This window comes from Amycolatopsis rubida (assembly GCF_900115345.1).
In the GTDB taxonomy this organism is placed as follows: Bacteria; Actinomycetota; Actinomycetes; order Mycobacteriales; family Pseudonocardiaceae; genus Amycolatopsis; species Amycolatopsis rubida.
The window spans coordinates 796,953-817,489 of sequence record NZ_FOWC01000002.1; the positions used below are offsets into that span (position 1 = coordinate 796,953).

Sequence of the window (20,537 nt, forward strand, 5' to 3'; positions counted from 1 at the left end):
GCGCGGCATCAACACGCCACTCCCGCAAGCACCCGGCAAGCGCACGTGCGCCTCAGCCGCTCCCACCAGGCGGGACGGCCGACGGCGCGCTCCGGGCGGCCCGGCCCTCGTATTCGGCGCGCTCGGGCGAATGCGCGGCCGACGCGAGCAGCTGGTCGCCCCCGAGAGCGCGCATCAGCCATTCCCCGAACGCGCGCGGGAACAGCCGCGTGATCCGGCCGGTCAGATCGAGCGATTTCGGGACGAAGACGTCGAACTTCGGCCGCTCCAGCGCGTCGACGATCGCCGCCGCGACGTCGTCGGGCCCCACCGACTTGATGAACCGCGCCTCGCCCAGCCCCGACGCGAGTTCCGTGCGCACCACCGCGGGCATCACGCAGGACACCTCGACACCGGTGCCGCGCAGCTCCAGCCGCACCGCCTCGGACAGCCCGACCACTGCGTGTTTCGTAGCGCAGTACGTGGCCGCTCCGGAGAATCCGGACTTTCCAGCCATCGACGCCACGTTCACGATGTGTCCACGGCCGCGCGGCTTCATCCGCTTGACGGCCTCGCGCGTGCCGTGCACGACCGCGTGCACATTGATCTCCAGCAGCCGCCGCGTGGCCGCGTCGTCCTCCTCGTCCAGCGGCGAAAGCGGCATGATCCCGGCGTTGTTGATCAGCACGTCGATCGGCCCGACGGTGCGTTCGACGTCGTCCAGGAACGCGGTGAAGGCGGCCGGGTCGGTGACGTCCAGCGGCGACGCGACCACCTCCGGGCCCAGCTCACCAGCGGTTTTCCCGGCGCGGACCCGGTCGAGGTCACCCAGCACCAGCCGGGAGCCGCGCCGGTGCAGCGCGGCGGCGGTGGCCGCCCCGATGCCCTGCGCGCCGCCCGTGACGACAACGACCTTTCCGGAGAGCGACTGCCTCGCCATGGCGGACTCCTCGGTCTATTGACACTTGGCCAATATCGTCCTCCGGACCAGTCCGGGCCGCTATCCCCCAACCCGTTGCTCAAGGACCTGCCCGAGCCAGCCGTCGACGGTGAACTGCTCGGCCGGCGTGAAGCCCTGGCTCTGGTAGTAGCGCGGCAGATCGCCGTCGCCGCCCGCCCAGCAGTCGACGCGCACCAGGTCGATCCCGCGGCGTTTCGCCTCGTCCATCGAATGCCGCAGCAGCCGCGAGCCGACCCGTTGCCCGGTGAACTGGCGCGAGGTGATCAACAGCCGCACGTACAACTCGGGCTCGTCGACCGGCGGGACGTAGGGCATGGCTTGGCCGAGGATCAACGCGCCCGCGGGCTTTCCGTCGATCTCCGCCATCCGGAACTCGGGGTCCGCCGCGTACTCGCGCACTCGCTCGGCCCGCTTCGGGATCTTGCTCCACGGTTCGGTGCCCCATTGACCCGCGCTGCCGCGAGCGACCAGCCAGGCGACGGCGTCGTCGAAAAACCCCAGTACAACGTCTGCGTCTCCGGCGACCCCAGGCCGGATAGTGAACTCCATATGCCCACAATAGGGATTTCTCCGCAGCAGACACCGCGACAACCGTGCACGCAGTCCTCCGGTGCGGCCAGTGTGCACGTACGCGACTCGGCCCGGACGCCCTGGCGGTGCCTGGGTCTCAGGCGCCGACCCCGAGGTGGCGCGCGATCAGCATCTTCTGGACCTCGCTGGTTCCCTCGCCGATTTCCAGGATCTTCGCGTCGCGGTAGAAACGGCTGACCGGGAATTCGTTCATGAAGCCGTATCCGCCGTAGATCTGCGTCGCGTCGCGGGCGTTGTCCATCGCCGCGTCCGACGCCACCAGTTTCGCGATCGACGCTTCCTTCTTGAACGGTTCGCCGCGCAGCATTTTCGACGCCGCCTGGTAGTACGCCAGCCGGGCGGTGTGCGCGCGGACCTCCATCTCCGCGATCTTGAACTGGATCGCCTGGTACTCGCCGATCCGGTGGCCGAACGCGACGCGGTCCTTCGCGTACTTCAGGCATTCGTCCACGCAGCCCTGCGCGAGACCGACGCTCAGCGCGGCGATCGCCACCCGTCCCTCGTCCAAAATGGACAGGAACTGCGCGTAGCCGCGGCCCCGCTTGCCGACCAGGTTCTCGGCGGGCACCCGGACGTCGGAAAAGGACAGTTCGTGGGTGTCCGAGCAGTTCCAGCCGACCTTCGAGTACTTCGGGGCCACCGCGAAGCCCGGCGTGCCGGACGGGACGATGATCGCCGAGATCTCCTTGCGGCCGTTCTCCATCACGTCGGTGACCGCGGTGACGGTGACCAGTTTCGTGATGTCGGTGCCGGAGTTGGTGATGAACGCCTTGCTGCCGTTGATGACCCACTCGTCGCCGTCGAGCCGGGCGCGCGTGCGGGTGGCCCCGGCGTCGGAGCCGCCGCCGGGTTCGGTGAGGCCGAATCCGCCGAGCGCCTCGGCCGTGGTCAGCATCGGCAGCCAGGTTTCCTTCTGCTCCTGGGTGCCGAAGCGGTAAATGGGCATCGCGCCGAGCGAAACCCCCGCCTCCAGCGTGATCGCGACCGAGGAATCGACCCGCGCCAGCTCCTCCAGCGCGAGGCACAGCGCGAAGTAATCCCCGCCCATGCCGCCGAATTCCTCCGGGAACGGCAGGCCGAACAGGCCCATCTCGCCCATTTTCGCGACCAGCTCGTACGGGAATTCTTCCTTCTCGTACAGCGGGCCGATCACCGGCGCGACCTCCGCCTGAGCGAAGTCCTCGACCGTCTTGCGAAGCGCTTCGTATTCGTCGTCCAGCCGGAAGTCGATCACTGCTTCTCCTCCACCGCGCTCACCACGGCCAGCGTCTCGTCGAGCGCGACCTGCTGGCCGACCCGCACCGAAAGCTCAGTCACCACACCGTCGATCGGCGCGGTCACGGTGTGCTCCATCTTCATCGCCTCGACGACCAGCAGCGGCGTCCCCGCGCTCACCACGTCGCCTTCGGCGCCCTTCACCACCAGCACCGTTCCCGGCATCGGGCTCTTCACCGGGCCGGCGCCCGCCGCCTCGCCGCGCGAGGACAACGTGAATTCCTGGTCGGCGAACGCGAACGACCGGCCTTCGCGGGCCAGCCACACCGTCCGTTGTGGACCGTCCGCGCAGCGGTACCGCTCCATGCCATTCGCCCGGCGCACTTCAAGCAGATCGCCTTCGCGGCGAGCCGAAACGCGCACTGGCTCGGCGTCGTCCACCTGCACCGAAGCGTCCGACGGAGTGCCCTCGACCCGCACCACGGCCTGGCTTTCCCCAGTCCGCAAGCGGAAAGTGATCCCGCCGGGGCCGCTGAGCCGCCATCCGCTCGGGATGTCCCACGGGTCCACGACCGCGCCGGTCGGCTGCAGCGAGAGCAGCCGGTCCATGGCCGCGGCGACGAAAAACCCAGCCGGGACTTCCGAAGAGATCAGTTCGGACAGTCGCCGGTCCACCAGTTCGGTGTCCAGCCGTCCGGCGCGAACGTCCTCGTCAGCCAGCAACCCGCGCAGGAACGCGATGTTCGTGCCGAGGCCGAGCAACGCGGTGTCGGCCAGCGCGCGGTCCAGTTTCTGCAGCGCCGAGGCGCGGTCCGGGCCGTGCGCGATGATCTTCGCCAGCATCGGGTCGTAGTTCGACCCGACCACCGCACCGGCCGACATCCACGAGTCCACCCGCACGCCGTCGCCGGACGGTTCGTGCACGGCCAGCACCGTGCCGCCGGTCGGGATGAATCCGCGTGCCGGGTCCTCGGCGTAGACGCGGGCTTCGACCGCGTGCCCGTCGAGGCGCACGTCGTCCTGCGTCAAGCCGAGTGGCTCCCCGGCCGCGACCCGAACCTGCCAGGACACCAGGTCGAGGCCGGTCACCATTTCCGTGACCGGGTGCTCGACCTGCAGCCGGGTGTTCATCTCCATGAAGAAGAACTCGTCCGGATTGTGCGCGGACATGATGAACTCGACCGTGCCCGCGCCGACGTAGCCGACCGACCGCGCGGCTTCCGCGGCCGCCGCGCCCATCTTCGCCCGGGTGGCCTCGTCCAGCAGCACCGACGGCGCTTCCTCGATGATCTTCTGGTGCCGCCGCTGCAGGCTGCACTCGCGTTCGCCGAGGTGCAGCACGGTGCCGTGGGTGTCGGCCAGCACCTGGATCTCGATGTGCCGCGGCGTGGTGACGAACCGCTCCATCAACAGTGTGTCGTCCCCGAACGAACTCTTCGCTTCCCGGCGCGCGGACTCGATCGCAGCGTCCAGTTCGGACTCTTCGTGCACCAGGCGCATTCCCTTGCCGCCACCGCCCGCGGACGGCTTCAGCAGCAGCGGATAGCCGACTTTCGCCGCGGCTTCGGCGAACCCGCCCTCCGGGATGTCCACATCGGACGCACCGGGCACCACCGGTACCCCGGCCGCGGACACCGTGGCCTTCGCCCGGATCTTGTCGCCCATCTTGTCGATCGCTTCCGGCGGCGGACCGATGAACACCAGTCCGGCCTCCGCGCAAGCCCGCGCGAACGCGGTGTTCTCGGCAAGGAAGCCATAACCCGGGTGCACCGCTTGCGCACCGGTTTCCGTTGCCGCGGCGACGATCGCCGGGATCGACAGGTAGCTCTTCGCCGCTTCGGCCGGGCCGAGGCGCACCGCGGTGTCAGCCTCGCGGACATGCCGGGCGTCGGCGTCCGCGTCGCTGTACACCGCCACCGAACGGATCCCGAGCGCACGCAGCGACCGGATTACGCGAACCGCGATCTCCCCGCGGTTGGCGACCAGAACAGTGTTGAACAGAGAACCCTCGAACACGCTCATCACATCCGGAAGACGCCGTAGTTGACCTCGGGCAAGGGAGCGTTAGCCGCGGCCGAAAGCGCGAGCCCGAGCACCGTGCGGGTGTCCGCCGGGTCGATCACGCCGTCGTCCCACAGCCGCGCCGTGGAGTAGTACGGGCTGCCCTGTTCCTCGTACTGCTCGCGGATCGGGTCCTTGAAGGTTTCTTCGTCCTCAGTGGACCATTCGCCGCCGCGGCCCTCGATCGCGTCGCGGCGCACCGTCGACAGCACCGAGGCCGCCTGCTCGCCGCCCATCACGGAAATCCGCGCGTTCGGCCACATCCACAGGAACCGCGGCGAATACGCCCGGCCGCACATGGAGTAGTTGCCCGCGCCGAAGGAGCCGCCGATGATCACGGTGAACTTCGGCACCCGCGCGCAGGCCACCGCGGTGACCATTTTCGCGCCGTGCTTGGCGATGCCGCCCGCCTCGTACGCGCGGCCGACCATGAAGCCGGTGATGTTCTGCAGGAACACCAACGGGATCGAGCGCCGGTCGCACAGTTCGATGAAGTGCGCGCCCTTCATCGCGGACTCGGCGAACAGCACGCCATTGTTCGCGATGATGCCGACCGGGTGGCCGTGGATGTGCGCGAAGCCGGTGACGAGCGTCGAGCCGTATTCCTTCTTGAACTCCGCGAACCGGCTGCCGTCGACGACGCGGGCGATGACCTCGCGCACGTCGTACGGGGTCCGCGAATCCGTCGGCACCACGCCGTACAGCTCGCGTTCGTCCGCCGCGGGCGGCTCGATCGCCTTGACGTCCCACGGCCGCGGCGTGCGCGGGCCGAGCGTGGAAACGATGTCGCGGACGATGCGCAGCGCGTGCGCGTCGTCGTCGGCGAGGTGGTCGGTGACACCGGACTGCCGCGAGTGCACGTCGCCGCCGCCCAGTTCCTCGGCCGTGACGACCTCGCCGGTCGCGGCCTTCACCAGCGGCGGGCCGCCGAGGAAAATGGTGCCCTGATTGCGCACGATGACCGCTTCGTCGCTCATCGCCGGGACGTACGCGCCGCCTGCGGTGCACGAGCCGAGCACGGCGGCGATCTGCGGGATCCCGCGCGCGGACATGGTGGCCTGGTTGTAGAAGATCCGGCCGAAGTGTTCGCGGTCCGGGAAGACCTCGTCCTGGCGCGGGAGGAACGCGCCGCCCGAGTCGACCAGGTAAATGCACGGCAGGTTGTTGTGCAGTGCGACTTCCTGCGCCCGCAGGTGCTTCTTCACCGTCATCGGGTAGTACGTGCCGCCCTTGACCGTGGCGTCGTTGGCCACGATCACGCATTCGCGGCCGGCCACCCGCCCGATCCCGGTGATGATGCCCGCCGACGGTGCCTCGTCGTCGTACAGCCCGGTGGCCGCGAGCGGGGAAAGCTCGAGGAACGGGGATCCCGGGTCCAGCAGCGCGTCCACCCGGTCGCGGGGCAGCAGCTTGCCGCGTTCCACATGGCGGGCACGCGACTTCTCCGGCCCGCCGAGACGGGCGGCGGCGAGCCGCTTGTGCAGATCCTCGACCAATTCTCCGTGCGAAGTGACGCTGCGGGTGAAGGTGTCGCTGTTCGGATCCGCGGAACTGCGCAGTACCGGCGTGTCCATGGCTCTCCGTCGAGACGTTAGCGGTCGTTAACTCCGTCGGAGATGTTAGTGCTCGTTAACCGCCCTGTCCAGTCCAGCCCGAAGCGCCCGCCCCCGCGAGGCGGGTGAAAGAGGAAACACTCAGCCCGCGACGGCGTCGGAGATCCAGCCGGCCACCGGCAGGTCCCGTTCGAGACATTCGACCGACAGCCGGATCGTCCAGCGCAGCGCCTGCAGCAAGAGGCTGTCCACCTCGTTCGGCGCGGCGCTCGCCAACGCGATCTCGACCTGTTCGCGCGCGGCCGCGGTATTGCCGTGCACCTCGGCGAGCAGCGTGCGGACGGCGGTGCGGACCGGCGGGTCGGCCTGGTCGATCGAAACCTCTTCGCCGGCCTCGTCGAAAACCTGCACCTTGACCGGCGCGGTGCCGCCGTCACCGAGGGTGGACACCATGGCGCTGCACTCGCCGAAGAGCAGCAGCATCAGCTCTTTGGTTTCCTCGTCGCGTTCGCCCGGCTCCTGCGACGAGGGCGTGACCTCTTCCAGCGCCTCCGTGTCCTCGCCAAGGCTGATGGCGACGAGCGCGCGCTGTGCCTTCTCGACGAGTCGCTGCTCGCCCTCGCTCCGGTCCGCGGTCACGTGCCTATCAAACACCAGACCGGCGGTCGGCGGGATACCCCGGATCGCGGGCTCAGCCCGCCGCGGAAAGCGCACCCAGCGCGAGCCGGCACAGCAGATCGGCGAGCGGGCCGTCACCGAGATGGCGGTTGTAGGGCGTCGAGTTGATCAAGCCGAACACGGCGTGTGCCGCCGAGCGCGCCTGGCGTTCGCCGAGGCCGGGCACAGCTTCGCGAATCGCCCGCACCCACACCTCGACATACTGCCGCTGGAGCGCGCGCACCTGTTTCCGGTCACCGTCGGTGAGGTTCGCGAGATTGCGCTCCTGCACGGTGATGAGCGCCGGATGATCGAGCGCGAAGTCGACGTGGAACCGCACGAGCGCGGCCAGCAGCTCGTCCGGCGTGCCGCCCGCCGCGGCGCGCGCGGTGCCGCCTTCGAGCAGGAAGTGGCTGATCGAGTTCAGCATTTCCCCGAGAATCGCGTCCTTGCTGCGGAAATGCCGGTACAGCGCGGGACCGGAGATGCCGACGGCCGCGCCGATGTCGTCGATGCCGACGCCGTGGAAACCGTGGTGGGCGAACAGCTCGGCGGCGGCGGAGAGGATCTGTTCCCGCCTGTTCGGCTTCGCGCCGTTCACCAGTGGGAGGGAATTCGCCGGCATCGGCACATAGTAGGTCCCGTGGTTAGCGAGCGCTAACTTCCGGTCCTACTTCCTGCTTGAGCCAAGTGGCGGCACCCGGATTTGAGGGGTGTCACGTGGGGATTGCACCTGGTAAAGCTTTACCGCGTCAAGCTGTCACGACAGGAGTGACCCATGGCTGCAAACACCCGTCAACCATCACGACGCATCCTTCGGATGTGCGCGGCCCTGGGGGTCGCTCTCGCTGCCTCGCTCGGCTTCGCCAACACCGCGAGCGCCGCGTCGCAAAACTATGTCGCACTCGGCGACTCCTACTCCGCCGGAGTGGGCGCCGGGAGCTACGGAGATTCCGGCAGCTGCAAACGCAGTGCCAACGCGTACAGCCAACTGTGGGCCAACGCCCACTCCGGCACCAATTTCACCTTCCTCGCCTGCTCGGGCGCGAAGACCAGCGACGTGCTGAGCCAGATCAGCTCGATGCCCTCCAACGCCACCTTGATCACGCTCACCGTGGGCGGCAACGACGCCGGGTTCACCGACGTGATCAAGACGTGCACGCTGGGCAGCGACCAGACCTGCACGGACCGGGTCAACACCGCCAAGACCTACGTCCAGAACACCCTGCCCGGACTGCTGGACAAGGTGTACTCGGCGGCCAAGAGCAAGGCCCCCGGGGCGCAACTGGTCGTGCTCTCGTACCCGCGCTTCTACACCGTGCCGGGCTCGTGCAACGTCGGGCTGAGCGACACGAAGCGGTCGGCGATCAACTCCGGGGCGGACACGCTGGCCTCGGTGCTGTCGTCGCGGGTTTCCGCGGCGGGCGGGAAGTTCGTGGACGTCCGGTCGGCGTTCGTCGGGCACAACATCTGCTCGTCGGCGAGCGACTACCTGCACAGCTTGACGTGGCCGGTGGACGAGTCGTACCACCCGACTGCCGCTGGGCAGCGGGGCGGATACTACGCGCCGCTGACCTCGGCGATCGGCTGAGGCCCGGTCCGGGAAGGACTCCTTGCGGGAATCCAAGTCCCGCAAGGAGCCCTTCCCGGACCGCCCAGCGGGCGAGGTCAGCCCAGCAGAGTCTTGACCAGCGCGGCGATCTGCTCGGTCTCGATCAGGAACGAGTCATGGCCGTACGGCGAAGTCAGCACCGTGACCTCGCCGCCGACCCCCGCCGCGATCTCGTGCGACTGGTACGGCGGGTAAAGCCGGTCGCTGTCCACTGCCGCGACCACGGTGCGCGCGGTGACCCGGCCCAGGGCAGCAGCTACCCCGCCGCGGTCCCGTCCGACGTCGTGGGTGTTCATCGATTCGGTGAGCACCACGTAGGAACCCGCGTCGAACCGGTGGGCGAGCTTGGCCGCGTGATGGTCCAGATAGGACTCGACCGCGAACCGGCCGCCGGCCAGCGGATCCTCGTCCCGCTGCGGACGGTTCCCGAAACGCGTCTCCAATTCGGGTTCGCAGCGGTAGGTGACGTGCGCGATCCGCCGGGCCACGCCCAGTCCGCGGTGCGGGCCTTCGGCCGCGGTGTAGTAGTCGCCGCCGTGCCAGGCCCGGTCGCCGCGGATCGCGTGCAGCTGCGGGGCGGCCCAGGCGATTTGCTCGGCGGACGCGCGAGCGGTCGAAGCGAGAACGAGCGCCGAGGCGACCCGATCGGGTTGACTTACGGCCCATTCGAGAGCCCGCATCCCGCCCATCGAACCGCCCGCGACGGCGGCCCAGCGTGCGATGCCGAGTGCGTCCGAGAGCTCCGCTTCGGCATTGACCTGGTCCCGGACGGTCAAAGCCGGGAATCGGCTGCCCCACGCCGCACCGTCCGGAGCGGGCGAGGCGGGGCCGGTCGACCCCTGACAGCCGCCGAGCACGTTAGGCGCGACGACGAACAGCTCGTCGGTGTCGAAAGCCTTGCCGGGGCCGATCAGTCCCTCCCACCATCCGGGACTCGGATGCCCGGGTTCAGCGGGGCCTGCGACATGGCTGTCGCCGGTGAGAGCGTGCTCGACGAGGACCGCGTTGGACCCGTCGGAGTTGAGCGTTCCCCACGTTTCGTACGCGAGGGTGTAGCCGGGCAGGGTCGCACCGGCCTCCAGCGCGAGCGCGCCGGGGCCGGTGAACCACTGCCGCCTGCCGGGTGGGTCGCCCGCCCGCCACGCACCGGTGACGGGCGGAAGACTCGCGCCGGGATCCGTCACAGCGCCGCCTTGGCGGCTCGGAAGCCCGCCTCGAGGTCGGCCTTCAGGTCCTCGATTCCTTCCAGTCCGACAGCGAGCCGCACGAGACCCGGCGTGACGCCCGCGGCGACCTGCTCCTCCGGGCCGAGCTGGCTGTGCGTGGTCGAAGCCGGGTGCACGATCAGGCTGCGCACGTCGCCGAGGTTCACCAGCTGACTGTGCAGCTCGGTGCCGTCGACGAACTTCCGGCCCGCTTCGACCCCGCCGCGCAGCTCGAACGACAGCACCGCGCCGACGCCGCGCGGCAGGTACTTCTGCGCCGCCGCGTGGTACGGGCTCGACGGCAGCCCGGCGTAGTAGACCTTCTCGACCTCGTCGCGCCCTTCCAGCCATTCCGCGAGCGCCTGCGCGTTCGTGGAATGCCGCTCCACGCGCAGCGACAGCGTCTCGATGCCCTGCAAAATGAGGAAGCTGTTCAACGGGGCGATCGCCGCGCCGGTGTCGCGCAGGATCTGCACGCGTGCCTTGGCCGCGAACGCACCCGGGCCGAGCGCCTCCCAGTACTTGAGACCGTGGTAGCTGGGGTCGGGCTCGTTGAAGCCCGGGAACCGGGCCGGGTCCTTGCCGAAGTCGAACGTGCCGCCGTCGACCAGCACGCCGGCGACAGTCGTGCCGTGGCCGCCGAGGTACTTCGTCGCCGAGTGCACGACGATGTCGGCACCGTGCTCGATGGGGCGGACAAGGTACGGCGTCGGCACGGTGTTGTCCACGACCAGCGGAACACCGGCCTCGTGCGCGACGTCGGCGACCTTGCGGATGTCGAGGACGGCGCTGCTCGGGTTGGCCAGCGTCTCGGCGAAGAACAGCTTGGTGTTCGGCCGGACCGCGGCCCGCCACTGCTCGGCGTCGTCCTGGTCGTCGATGAAGGTGACCTCGATGCCGAGCTTCGGCAGCGTGTAGTGGAACAGGTTGTAGGTGCCGCCGTACAGCGACGGGCTGGTGACGAAGTGGTCGCCCGCGTTCGCCAGGGTCAGGATCGCCGCGGTGACCGCCGCCGAACCGGAAGCGAACGCGAGACCGGCGACGCCGCCTTCGAGGGTGGCGACGCGCTGCTCCAGGACGTCCTGGGTCGGGTTGTTGATGCGCGTGTAGATGTGGCCGGGCTCGGCGAGGCTGAACAGATCCGCCCCGTGCTGAGTGTCGCGGAAGACGTACGACGTGGTCTGGTAGATCGGCGTCGCGCGGGCGCCGGTGGCCGGATCGGGCGCCGCCCCCGCGTGGATCTGCTTGGTCTCGAAGGACCAGCTCGTGGTGTCTTCCGGCATCTGCTCGCTCCTAGCGGTCGTGAACGGGTCGGCTGGGCGCGACGTTAACCAGGCCGGACGAAACGCCCAACCGCTCTCACGAGATGAGAGTCCTACGCACCCGGACGTATGAGCAAGTGCCGAGCGCTGACGGACGACGCGACAGCGCGGTGAAGCGCACGCTCAGGCGCATGGACTGGAGAATGCGGCCGTCGACCCGGAAGTGGCTCCTGTTCGGCCACGTCGTCACGTCGGTCGGCTGGATCGGCGCCGAGCTCGCGGTGCTGATCTGCAGCATTCTCGCGATCGCCGTCCCCGATCCGGTGACCACGCGCAGCGCGAACGTCATCGCCGGGGTGCTCGCCGGTGCACTCTATTTCCCGGCCAGCCTCCTCGCGCTGGCGACCGGTGTCGTCCTCGGCCTCGGCACGAAGTGGAAGCTGGTCCGCTACCACTGGGTGCTGTGGAAACTGCTGGCCACGCTGGCCCTCTTCGCCGGCGGCAACCTGATGGTGGTCCCGTTATTCGTCGAGCACGGCGAGCAGGCTTCACGCGGGGAGATCGTCGGGGCGGGCGCGGTGTCGGGCACCGGCGCGATGAGCGTCGGGCTGACGTTGCTGCTGGGGGCGACGCTGGTGTCGTACTTCAAGCCGTGGCCGAAGGTGTTTCGCGCTAACTAGTGCCGCGGGTGGCGAAACCGGTGCAGTCTTCTACCGTTCCAGCAAGAACGTCAGGAGCGCTGGAGGTAGCTGTGGTTTCGGTGCGCAGCGTCGTGGACCGGGTCGGTCCGACGCTGCTCCACGCGCTTCTCGTGCCCGAAGGCTGTCCCGCGGTCGGCGACGTGGTGATCGCCGAGCCCGGTGCGGAGTCCGCCATCGCCGCGGGTGACCTGGTGCTGGGCGTCGCCACGATCGAGCAGGCCGACGCCGCGGCACTCGTCCGGGTGAGCGCCGGACGGGGTGCGGCAGCGGTGCTGCTGAAACCGCCGCTGGCGGCGAAACAGCCGGTGCGACGCGCGGCGAAGTCGGCGGGGATCGCGTTGATCCAGGTGCACGCGGCGACCTCCTGGGCCCAGCTGGTCTGGCTGTTGCGCACGGTGCTGGACGCACTCGCCGACGAATCCGAAGCGCTCGAAGAAGGCGGCGACCCGGGTTCCGGCGACCTCTTCCGGCTCGCCGACGCCGTGGCCGCGGTGGTCGACGCGTCGGTCACGATCGAGGACACCAACTCGCGCGTCCTCGCCTACTCCGCGCGCCAGGACCTCACCGACCCGGCGCGCGTCGCGACGATCATGGGCCGCCGAATCCCGGACGACGTGCTGGCCCGGTTCCGCTCGCGCGGCGTGTTCCGCGAGCTTTCCCGCGGCAGGCAGACGATCTTCGTCCCGGCCCAGCGCGACGGCACCCTGCCGCGGCTGATCGTGCCGATCCGGATGGGCGGCGAACTGCTGGGCTCGATGTGGGCGGTCGTCCCCGGTCCGGTTTCCGAGGAACGCGCGGCGGCTTTCGCCGACGCGGCCCCGGTGGTCGCGCTGCACCTGCTGCGGCGGCGCGCGCATACGGACGCACAACGCCGGGCTTCCGCCGAATTGCTGCGCGCGGTTTTGGAAGGACAGGTCCCTCCGCGTCGGGTAGTCGCCGAACTGGACCTGTCCGACGAGCCGCATCGGGTCGTCGTCGTGGACGTCAGCGGCGGCGACAGCCGGGACGCCGAGGGACTGTTGCTGGCGTTGCTGGAACGGATTTCGCAGGGTTTCGGACGCCGTCCGGTCGCGGCTGAACTGGGTGGGTTGCTCTACGTCGTGGTTCCGGATCGCCCCGGCGAGGGCGGCTGGCCGGAACTGCGGGAGGCGCTGCTCGCCCAGCCCGCGTCTCGCCGGGGCGGGCTACCGCGCGCGGCTGCGGGCGCGCCGGGCGATCCGACTGCGCTGGCCGCGTCGCGAGCCCAGGCGGACGAGGCGCTGGGACTGCTGCGAGCAGGACTGGTCGAGGGCCGTGTCGTGGCGTACGACGAGGCATGGACCGCGCTGGTTTTGCACCGCGCCGCCGCCGGAGCAGCGGCGGCGCAGGTGTCCGAACTCGGCCCGCTCGGCGTGCTGCGCGCACACGACGAGGCGAGCAACGCCGGGTACGTCGACACTCTTTACGAATGGCTCCGGTATCCCGGCGACCCCCGCGCCGCCGCGGAACGGCTGCGGATTCACCCGAACACGCTGCGGTACCGGATGAAACGGCTGCTGGAACTGGTCCCGCTGAACCTCGACGACCCGGATACGCGGCTTGCTCTGCTCACCCAGCTGATCGCACTCCGCTGGAGCTGACCTGGTAGCTGAGATCGTTGGCACGCAACGATTCCGGCTCCATCCGGACCCACACCGTGCCGCGTTCGGCCGGGTCGTCCAGCAGATACGCGCGGAACCGCGGATCCCACACGGACTCGTCGGGGCCCAGGTACCGCACTAGTTTCCGCCGTCCGCGCGGCACGTCGAACGGTTCGAGGGCGGCTGGTCCGCGCGCGACCACCTGACGCACCAAGCCGGTCGCAAACGTCCACCGTCACCGCGATCCGCGGCTCCTCGCGCACCCGAGCGGGCAGCCGCGACCACGGGCCGCTGAGGATCCAGAACGCCCTGTCCTCCCAGAGATACCAGGTGGGCCGGACGGTCGGACCAGCGGTGGCGACCCGTGCGGTCAGCGGCTGCGCGAGGAAACTGTCGACGTCGAAACCGGTCATGCGACCAGCAGCGTCTTCCCGATCGTGCCCCGAGATTCGATCGCCGCGTGCGCGTCAGCCGCCCGCTCCAGCGGGAACCGCTGTCCGATCACCGGCGTGAGCTGTCCGGACGCGGCGGCCGCCAGTGCCGATTCGGTGTAGCCGCGCATCTCCGCCGCGTCGCCGATCGATCGGATCAGCTTCACGCCGCGCGCGGCAGCGTCCTCTTCGGACACTTCGGTCCAGGAACCGCTTGCCAGACCGTAGATCGCCATCCGCCCGCCGGGCCGCACCAGCGCGAACGCCGCGGTGCCGACCGCGCCTCCCACGCCGTCGAACACCACGTCCACCTCCCCGGCCTCGGCGGTCCACTCCGGATCGGTGTAGTCGACCGCCAGATCCGCACCCAATTCCCGGGCGCGGGCAAGCTTTTCCGCCCCGCCCGCGGCTGCCACGACCTCCGCGCCCGCGGCCTTCGCCAGTTGCACCAGGAGGCTGCCGACCCCTCCGGCGGCAGCCTCGACGAGCACCCGTTCCCCTGGCGCCACCGCGGTCGCGTGCACCAGCCCGGTCGCCGTGCGGCCGTCGGCCAGCAGCGCGACGGCCGCGTCGAGGCTCAGCGCGTGCGGCACCGGGAACACCAACGCCGCGTCCACGACCACGCGCTGCGCGTAACCGCCGCTGCCGCCGGTCGACGTCACCACGCGTTTCCCGACCAGCGCCGGGTCCACGCCCTCCCCGGCGCGGCTGATCACACCCCCGACGCCGTTGCCGGGCACCATCGGAAGCGTGCTGCCGAACGGCCCCGTCCCCGTCGCCCGGAACTGCGTTTCCACGAAGGTGACGTTGGCGAACGCCACCTCGATCAGCACCTGTCCCGGCCCGGGAGCCGGATCGGGGGCCTCCCCCGCCTCCAGCACCGCCGGCCCGCCGAACTCCCGCAGCCACACCGCTCGCATGTAAGCCCTTCCTCGAAGTCTCCGCCGGGGGCCAGCCAACTACCTCAAGTGCGGTCGAGGTCAAGTGCGTTGTCCTGGCAGCACTATTGACCCAGCGCAAGACTGTGCCGGAAGGATGATGACACCGCCGTCCGGGTAGATCACCGTGAGTGGCACCACCTTCGACAGAACCGCCGCCAGGAGGCAAGCAGTGCGCATCGCCGTTCCCCGTGAGATCAAGAAGCACGAGTACCGGGTCGCGTTGACCCCGGCAGGCGTGCACGAACTGGTCGGTCGCGGGCACGACGTCTTCGTCGAGACGGGTGCCGGGACCGGGTCGTCCATCACGGACGAGGAGTACGTCGCCGCGGGCGCGAAGGTGCTCGCCACCGCGGACGAGACGTGGGCCGAGGGCGAGCTCGTGCTGAAGGTGAAGGAGCCGATCGCCGAGGAGTACCCGCGCCTGCGCAAGGATCTGGTGCTGTTCACCTATCTGCACATCGCCGCGGACCGTCCGCTGACCGACGCGCTGCTGGCCGCGGGCACCACCGCGATCGCTTACGAGACGGTGCAGAAGCCGAACGGCGCGCTGCCGTTGCTGGCCCCGATGTCCGAGGTCGCGGGCCGGCTGGCTCCGCAGGTCGGCGCCTACGCCCTGATGAAGCCGAGCGGCGGCCGGGGCGTCCTGCCCGGCGGCATCCCCGGCGTGCACCCGGCGCGCGTGGTCGTCATCGGCGGCGGCGTGGCGGGCCTCAATGCCGCCCGGGTCGCCCTCGGCCTCGGCTCCGACGTGGAAATCCTCGACACGAACGTCGACCGCCTGCGCCAGATCGACAACGACTTCGGCGGCCGAATCCGCACCGTCACCTCGAACCGCCTGTCGGTAGAAGAGTCGGTCCTGGAAGCGGACATGGTCGTCGGCGCGGTCCTGGTCCCCGGCGCGAAGGCTCCGAAGCTGGTCTCCAACGACCTGGTCTCGCGCATGAAGCCGGGCAGCGTCCTCGTGGACATCGCCATCGACCAGGGCGGCTGCTTCGCCGACTCGCGCCCCACCACGCACGACGACCCGACCTACACGGTCCACAACTCGGTCTTCTACTGCGTGGCCAACATGCCTGGCGCAGTCCCGCGCACGAGCACCTACGGCCTCACCAACGTGACCCTCCCCTACGCCGTGCAGCTGGCCGACAAGGGCTGGAAGGCCGCCCTCTCCGCCGACCCAGCCCTGGCCCTTGGCCTCAACACCCACTCCGGCGCCCTGACCAACGCCCCGGTCGCCACCGCCCACAACCTCCCCCACACCCCCGTCGAAACCGCCCTGGCATAACCAGCACACAAAAGCGGCGAGGCCCCCAAGGCCCTCGCCGCTTTTGCCACGCCACAACGCTTTTTGTTCCACCCCACGCCATCCCAACCCCAACCCCGGCCCCCCACCCAACCGCCGCCGAAGGCACCGCGGGGGTCCGGGGGGCTCGGCCCCCCGGGTACTACGACGCCCCTTCCCGACGAAGCGCCACCAGGCGCGAGTAGGGGAAGGCCAGAAGGGGCGACCCGCTCAACCAGCCTGGGGGTCACTGGGAGCGGGTCGCCGAGTACTAGCTTAAAGAACATTGGGCGGGAGCGCTCGTCCGGGGGTGGATTTCGCCGGGGTTCTTCCCGGTGACCAGGTGAACGTTCAACCTTTCACCTTTGCTGCCCGGACCAGGGTTTCCCTGCTCCACGAGGCTTCCAGGGTCCTTCGGAACGCGCTGGCGTGCCGTTCGTCACCTCTGCCCGCCGGAGCGCCGGTTGTGCCTGTTTGGTCCGGGCCGCCGGCTCGCCCGGGAATAAATTGTCGGTGCCGCTGCCTAACCTTGTGATGTGACCACCACTGCGACGCCTGCGCGTCAAGACCGTCCGATTGCTGAGACGGCGCCCCGACCGGTCGGCTGGGTGCGCCGGTTGTCCGCTGCCTGCTGGGAGCACCGCGGCGTCGTCGTGCTCGCGATGACAGCGGCGGTGCTGAGCGTCGGGGTGCAGGCGGCGAGTCCGTTGCTGGTGCGGTCGGCGGTGGACGACGCGGTGGCCGGGCATACGTCGCAGCTGACCGGGCTCGCGGTGGGGCTGGTGGCGTTGCAGCTGGTCGCGTTCGGGTCGGCGTTTCTGCGCCGGTATGTGGGCGGGCGGCTGGCGCTGGACGTGCAGCACGATCTGCGGAACCGGGTGTTCGGCGCGGTCTCGCGGCTGGACGGCGGGAAGCAGGACGCGTTGCGCACCGGGCAGGTCGTGTCGCGCGCGATTTCGGATCTGCAGCTGGTCACCGGGTTGCTGATGCAGGTTCCGCTGTCGGCGGGGTCGGTGATTTTCGCGGTGTTGTCGCTGGGCGCGATGGTGTGGATGTCGCCGCTGCTCACGCTCATCGCGCTGGTGGTCGCGCCCGGGGTCGGGATCGTCGTGGCGTTGAGCAGGCGGCGGTTGTTCCCGGCGACCTGGTCGGCGCAGCAGCGCGCGGCGGATGTCGCGCAGCACGTCGAGGAAACCGTCACCGGCGTGCGCGTGGTGAAGGGGTTCGGGCAGGAGGCACGCGAGGTCGCGCGGCTGGAGCGCACGGCACGGAAGCTTTTCGCGGAGCGGTTGCGCGCGGCGAAGCTGTCCGCGTTGCCGACAGCGACCACGTCGGCGCTGCCTGCCGCGGGTCAGGTCGCGGTGCTGGCGATCGGCGGCATGCTGGCGTTGAACGGGCAGATCAGTCTCGGCACGTTCCTCGCGTTCGCCACCTATCTCGCCGCGTTGATCGGCCCGGCGCGGTTCCTGTCCGGGCTGGTCGTGCAGGCGCAGCTCACGCGTGCCGGTGCGGAGCGGGTGTACGAGCTGATCGACGCGCAGCCGGAGGTCACCGACAGCCCCGACGCGCGGCCGCTGCCGCCCGGCGCGCTGGGCGTCGAGCTGAACGACGTGAAGTTCGGCTACACCCGCAGCGACCCGGTGCTCGACGGGCTCACTCTCGAAGCCCGGCCCGGCGAAACGCTCGCGCTGGTGGGCACGGCGGGGTCCGGCAAGTCCACGATTTCCATGCTGCTGCCCCGGTTTTACGACGTGCACTCGGGTTCGGCGCGGGTCGGCGGGCTGGATGTGCGGGACGTGCCGTTGAAGGACCTGCGGCAGGCGATCGGCGTGGTCTTCGAGGAAGCGTTCCTGTTCTCCACCTCAGTGCGGGACAACATCGCTTACGGCCGCCCGGACGCGAGCGACGAGGAGGTCTTCGCGGCCGCCCGCGCGGCGGAGGCGGACGAGTTCATCCGCGCGCTGCCGGACGGATACGCCACCGAGGTCGGCGAGCGCGGCCTCACGCTGTCCGGCGGGCAGCGGCAACGGCTCGGGCTGGCCCGGGCCCTGCTTACCGACCCGCGCGTGCTGATCCTGGACGACGCGACCTCGGCGATCGACACCGTCACCGAAGCCGCGATCCACGACACGCTGCGCGCGGTCACCGCCGAACGCACCACGTTGCTCATCGCGCACCGCCGGTCGACACTGCAACTCGCTGACCGGATCGCGGTGATGGATCAGGGCCGAGTGGTCGACGTCGGCACCGAGGAGGAACTGCTGGCGCGGTGCGCACTGTTCCGCGAACTGGTCGCCGGTCCGGACGACGACGTCGAAAAGCCGCACCGTTGCGACAATCTTGAGCCGGGCGCGGACGGCACCACGGCAGTCCTGTGGCCAAACGACGACCGCGACGAGGTCGACGCGCTCGCGGAAGCCGCGCAGTCCCGCGGCGGCATGCCAGGCGGCGGCAGCGGGTTCGCGGGCAGCGGCGGCGCTGACGTGCCACCTACTCCGGAACTGCTGGAAGGCGTCCGCCGGCTGCCTCCGGCTACCGACCGGCCCCGGCTGTCCGATGTGGACGTCACGGCCTCGGACCCCGGCTTCAAGCTGTCCCGGATCCTTCGTCCGGTGCGGTGGCCGCTCATCGGCGTGATCGGTCTGGTCGCGGCGGACGCACTGGCCTCGCTCGCACTGCCCGCGCTGTACCAGCGCGGGGTCGACCACGGCGTCCTGCCCGGCGTGGCGAGCGTCGTGTGGCTGCTGGCCGGGATCGGCGCGGTGGTGGTGGCGGCCGACTGGTTCGTGGTGCGCTGGCAAACCCGGCTCACTGCCCGCGTCGGCGAGACGGTGCTGTACTCGCTGCGCGTGCGCAGTTACGCACACCTGCAACGACTTGGGCTGGACTACTACGAGCGCGAACTGTCCGGCAAGATCATGACCCGGATGACCACGGACGTCGACGCGTTGTCGACGTTCCTGCAAACCGGCCTCGCCACCGCAGTCGTCAGCGCGCTCACGTTGGTGGGCATCACGGTCGCGCTGCTGGTCACCGATGCCGCGCTGGCCGGGTACGCGCTGGCCATGCTGCCGATCCTGCTCGTAGCCACCCTGATCTTCCGGCGGGTCGCGTCGCGTGCGTACAGCGAGGCGCGCGAGAAGGTAAGCGTCGTCAACGCGGACATGCAGGAGAACGTCAGCGGTCTGCGGGTCGCCCAGGCGTACACGCGCGAAGAGCGTTCGGCGGAGGTGTTCGCGTCGCGCAGTGACGACTACCGCCGGTCGCGACTGCGGGCGCAGCGGTACATCGCGACATACTTCCCGCTCGTCTCGTTGCTGTCGGATCTGGCGACCACCACGGTGCTGGTCGTCGGCGCCCACCGCGTCGCAGGCGGCACCCTCGAAGCCGGTGTGCTGCTCGGATTCTTGCTGTACCTGCAGCAATTCTTCTCGCCGATCCAGCAACTGTCCTCAGTGTTCGACGGCTACCAGCAGGCCCGCGTCGGCCTGAGCCGCATCGGCGACCTGCTGCGCACGCCGACGTCGGTGCCTCCGGCCGAGAAACCGGTCGAACTGCCCGCACACCTGTCCGGCGAAGTGCGGTTCAAGGACGTCGATTTCTCCTACACCGGCGCGGAAAAGCCCGCGCTGGAGAACCTGACGCTCGACGTCGCGGCAGGCGAAACCGTCGCGCTGGTCGGCGCGACCGGCGCGGGCAAGTCCACTGCGGTGAAGCTCGTCGCGCGCTACTACGACGCCACCGGCGGCGCGGTCTTGATTGACGGTGTCGACGTCCGCGAGTACGACCTGCCCGCACTGCGCGCCCGGATGGGCGTGGTACCGCAGGAAGCGCACCTGTTCTCCGGCACCGTCGCGGACAACGTGCGGTACGGCCGCCCCGGCGCCACCGATGCGGAAGTCGAGGCAGCCGTGCGCGCCGTCGGCGCCCTGGACGGAGTCGCCGCGCTGCCCGCCGGTTTCCGGCAGCCAGTAGGCGAACGCGGCCGCTCCCTGTCCGCCGGACAGCGGCAACTCGTCGCACTCGCCCGAGCCGAGCTGGTCGACCCGGACGTGCTCCTGCTGGACGAAGCCACCGCCGCACTGGACCCAGCCACCGAAGCCACAGTCCTGCGCGCCACCGAACACCTCGCCCGGCGCCGCACCACCTTCGTAGTCGCCCACCGCCTGGCAACCGCCGCGAAGGCCGACCGGATCGTGGTACTCGACCACGGCCGCATCGTCGAGCAGGGCACCCACCCCGAGTTGGTCGCCGCGGACGGCCACTACGCACGGCTGTGGGCTTTGGGGTGAGCCAGCAGATCTTGTGAGCTGTCCCCTCGCGGACCGTCGCAGGGGCGGGCATCGGAGACAACGGCTTCTCGGTCGCGGCGTTGCTGGCTCAGGACCGTTGCCGCGGTCGATGACGGACAAGGGCGTCGTGGCCGGTCCCGGATCCGAGACCGGCCACGACCCGCTACGTCGGTTC

General features: G+C 70.0%; 16 protein-coding genes. 5 read left to right on the top strand and 11 right to left on the bottom strand.

The features are described 5' to 3' along the window. Window positions 1-52 precede the first annotated feature (52 nt). The 7 genes from BM362_RS12725 to BM362_RS12755 all read right to left on the bottom strand — a co-directional run bounded on the left by BM362_RS12725 (window position 53) and on the right by BM362_RS12755 (window position 7,642). Window positions 53-919 carry an SDR family oxidoreductase gene (locus BM362_RS12725; RefSeq protein WP_093573229.1) on the bottom strand — a complete coding sequence of 289 codons (867 nt, stop codon included), beginning with the start codon at window positions 917-919 and terminating at the stop codon, window positions 53-55. A 60-nt stretch (window positions 920-979) separates the two neighbouring features. Then, entirely contained in the window at window positions 980-1,489 is a 510-nt protein-coding gene (locus tag BM362_RS12730) for a GNAT family N-acetyltransferase (RefSeq protein WP_093573230.1), read from the bottom strand. Window positions 1,490-1,607: 118 nt separating this feature from the next. Continuing rightward, window positions 1,608-2,765, bottom strand: a complete 1,158-nt coding sequence (locus BM362_RS12735; protein WP_067576149.1) for an acyl-CoA dehydrogenase family protein — start codon at window positions 2,763-2,765, stop codon at window positions 1,608-1,610. Then, a complete protein-coding gene (locus BM362_RS12740; protein WP_093573435.1) occupies window positions 2,762-4,747 on the bottom strand; it encodes an acetyl/propionyl/methylcrotonyl-CoA carboxylase subunit alpha in 1,986 nt (661 codons plus the stop codon). The genes BM362_RS12735 and BM362_RS12740 overlap by 4 nt, the downstream gene beginning before the upstream one ends. A gap of 20 nt (window positions 4,748-4,767) precedes the next feature. Further along, entirely contained in the window at window positions 4,768-6,381 is a 1,614-nt protein-coding gene (locus tag BM362_RS12745; protein WP_067576147.1) for a carboxyl transferase domain-containing protein, read from the bottom strand. Window positions 6,382-6,501: 120 nt separating this feature from the next. After that, window positions 6,502-6,999: a hypothetical protein gene (locus BM362_RS12750; protein WP_086024916.1), complete on the bottom strand. Its 498-nt coding sequence runs from the start codon at window positions 6,997-6,999 to the stop codon at window positions 6,502-6,504. 52 nt (window positions 7,000-7,051) lie between these two features. Then, window positions 7,052-7,642 (bottom strand): SACE_7040 family transcriptional regulator, encoded by a 591-nt coding sequence (locus BM362_RS12755; protein ID WP_067576582.1) that lies wholly within the window; start codon window positions 7,640-7,642, stop codon window positions 7,052-7,054. Window positions 7,643-7,837: 195 nt separating this feature from the next. On the opposite strand from BM362_RS12755, the gene BM362_RS12760 reads away from it, so the two are divergent. After that, the gene (locus BM362_RS12760; RefSeq protein ID WP_067576145.1) at window positions 7,838-8,608 is read left to right on the top strand and encodes an SGNH/GDSL hydrolase family protein; all 771 of its coding nucleotides are present in this window, start codon (window positions 7,838-7,840) and stop codon (window positions 8,606-8,608) included. A 77-nt stretch (window positions 8,609-8,685) separates the two neighbouring features. Here BM362_RS12760 and metX read toward each other — a convergent pair whose 3' ends face one another. Both metX and BM362_RS12770 read right to left on the bottom strand, forming a co-directional pair. Next, a complete protein-coding gene (metX, locus tag BM362_RS12765; protein ID WP_093573232.1) occupies window positions 8,686-9,813 on the bottom strand; it encodes a homoserine O-acetyltransferase MetX in 1,128 nt (375 codons plus the stop codon). Further along, a complete protein-coding gene (locus BM362_RS12770) occupies window positions 9,810-11,117 on the bottom strand; it encodes a bifunctional o-acetylhomoserine/o-acetylserine sulfhydrylase (protein ID WP_067576141.1) in 1,308 nt (435 codons plus the stop codon). The genes metX and BM362_RS12770 overlap by 4 nt, the downstream gene beginning before the upstream one ends. Window positions 11,118-11,287: 170 nt before the next feature. Here BM362_RS12770 and BM362_RS12775 point away from each other — a divergent pair, with 170 nt between their 5' ends. Together BM362_RS12775 and BM362_RS12780 are read left to right on the top strand one after the other, a co-directional pair. After that, window positions 11,288-11,776 (top strand): hypothetical protein, encoded by a 489-nt coding sequence (locus BM362_RS12775; protein WP_093573233.1) that lies wholly within the window; start codon window positions 11,288-11,290, stop codon window positions 11,774-11,776. Window positions 11,777-11,847: 71 nt separating this feature from the next. Beyond that, entirely contained in the window at window positions 11,848-13,416 is a 1,569-nt protein-coding gene (locus tag BM362_RS12780) for a PucR family transcriptional regulator (protein ID WP_093573234.1), read from the top strand. Here the strand turns inward: BM362_RS12780 and BM362_RS48840 are convergent. Next, window positions 13,385-13,627, bottom strand: a complete 243-nt coding sequence (locus tag BM362_RS48840) for a hypothetical protein (protein ID WP_244287152.1) — start codon at window positions 13,625-13,627, stop codon at window positions 13,385-13,387. The two genes, BM362_RS12780 and BM362_RS48840, sit on opposite strands and share 32 nt — an antisense overlap. 198 nt (window positions 13,628-13,825) lie before the next feature. Then, entirely contained in the window at window positions 13,826-14,767 is a 942-nt protein-coding gene (locus BM362_RS12790) for a zinc-binding dehydrogenase (RefSeq protein ID WP_067576135.1), read from the bottom strand. 190 nt (window positions 14,768-14,957) lie between these two features. On the opposite strand from BM362_RS12790, the gene ald reads away from it, so the two are divergent. Beyond that, window positions 14,958-16,073 (top strand): alanine dehydrogenase, encoded by a 1,116-nt coding sequence (gene ald / locus BM362_RS12795; protein ID WP_067576134.1) that lies wholly within the window; start codon window positions 14,958-14,960, stop codon window positions 16,071-16,073. Between the two features lie 533 nt (window positions 16,074-16,606). Then, window positions 16,607-20,362: an ABC transporter ATP-binding protein gene (locus BM362_RS12800; RefSeq protein WP_093573235.1), complete on the top strand. Its 3,756-nt coding sequence runs from the start codon at window positions 16,607-16,609 to the stop codon at window positions 20,360-20,362. Window positions 20,363-20,537 lie beyond the last annotated feature (175 nt).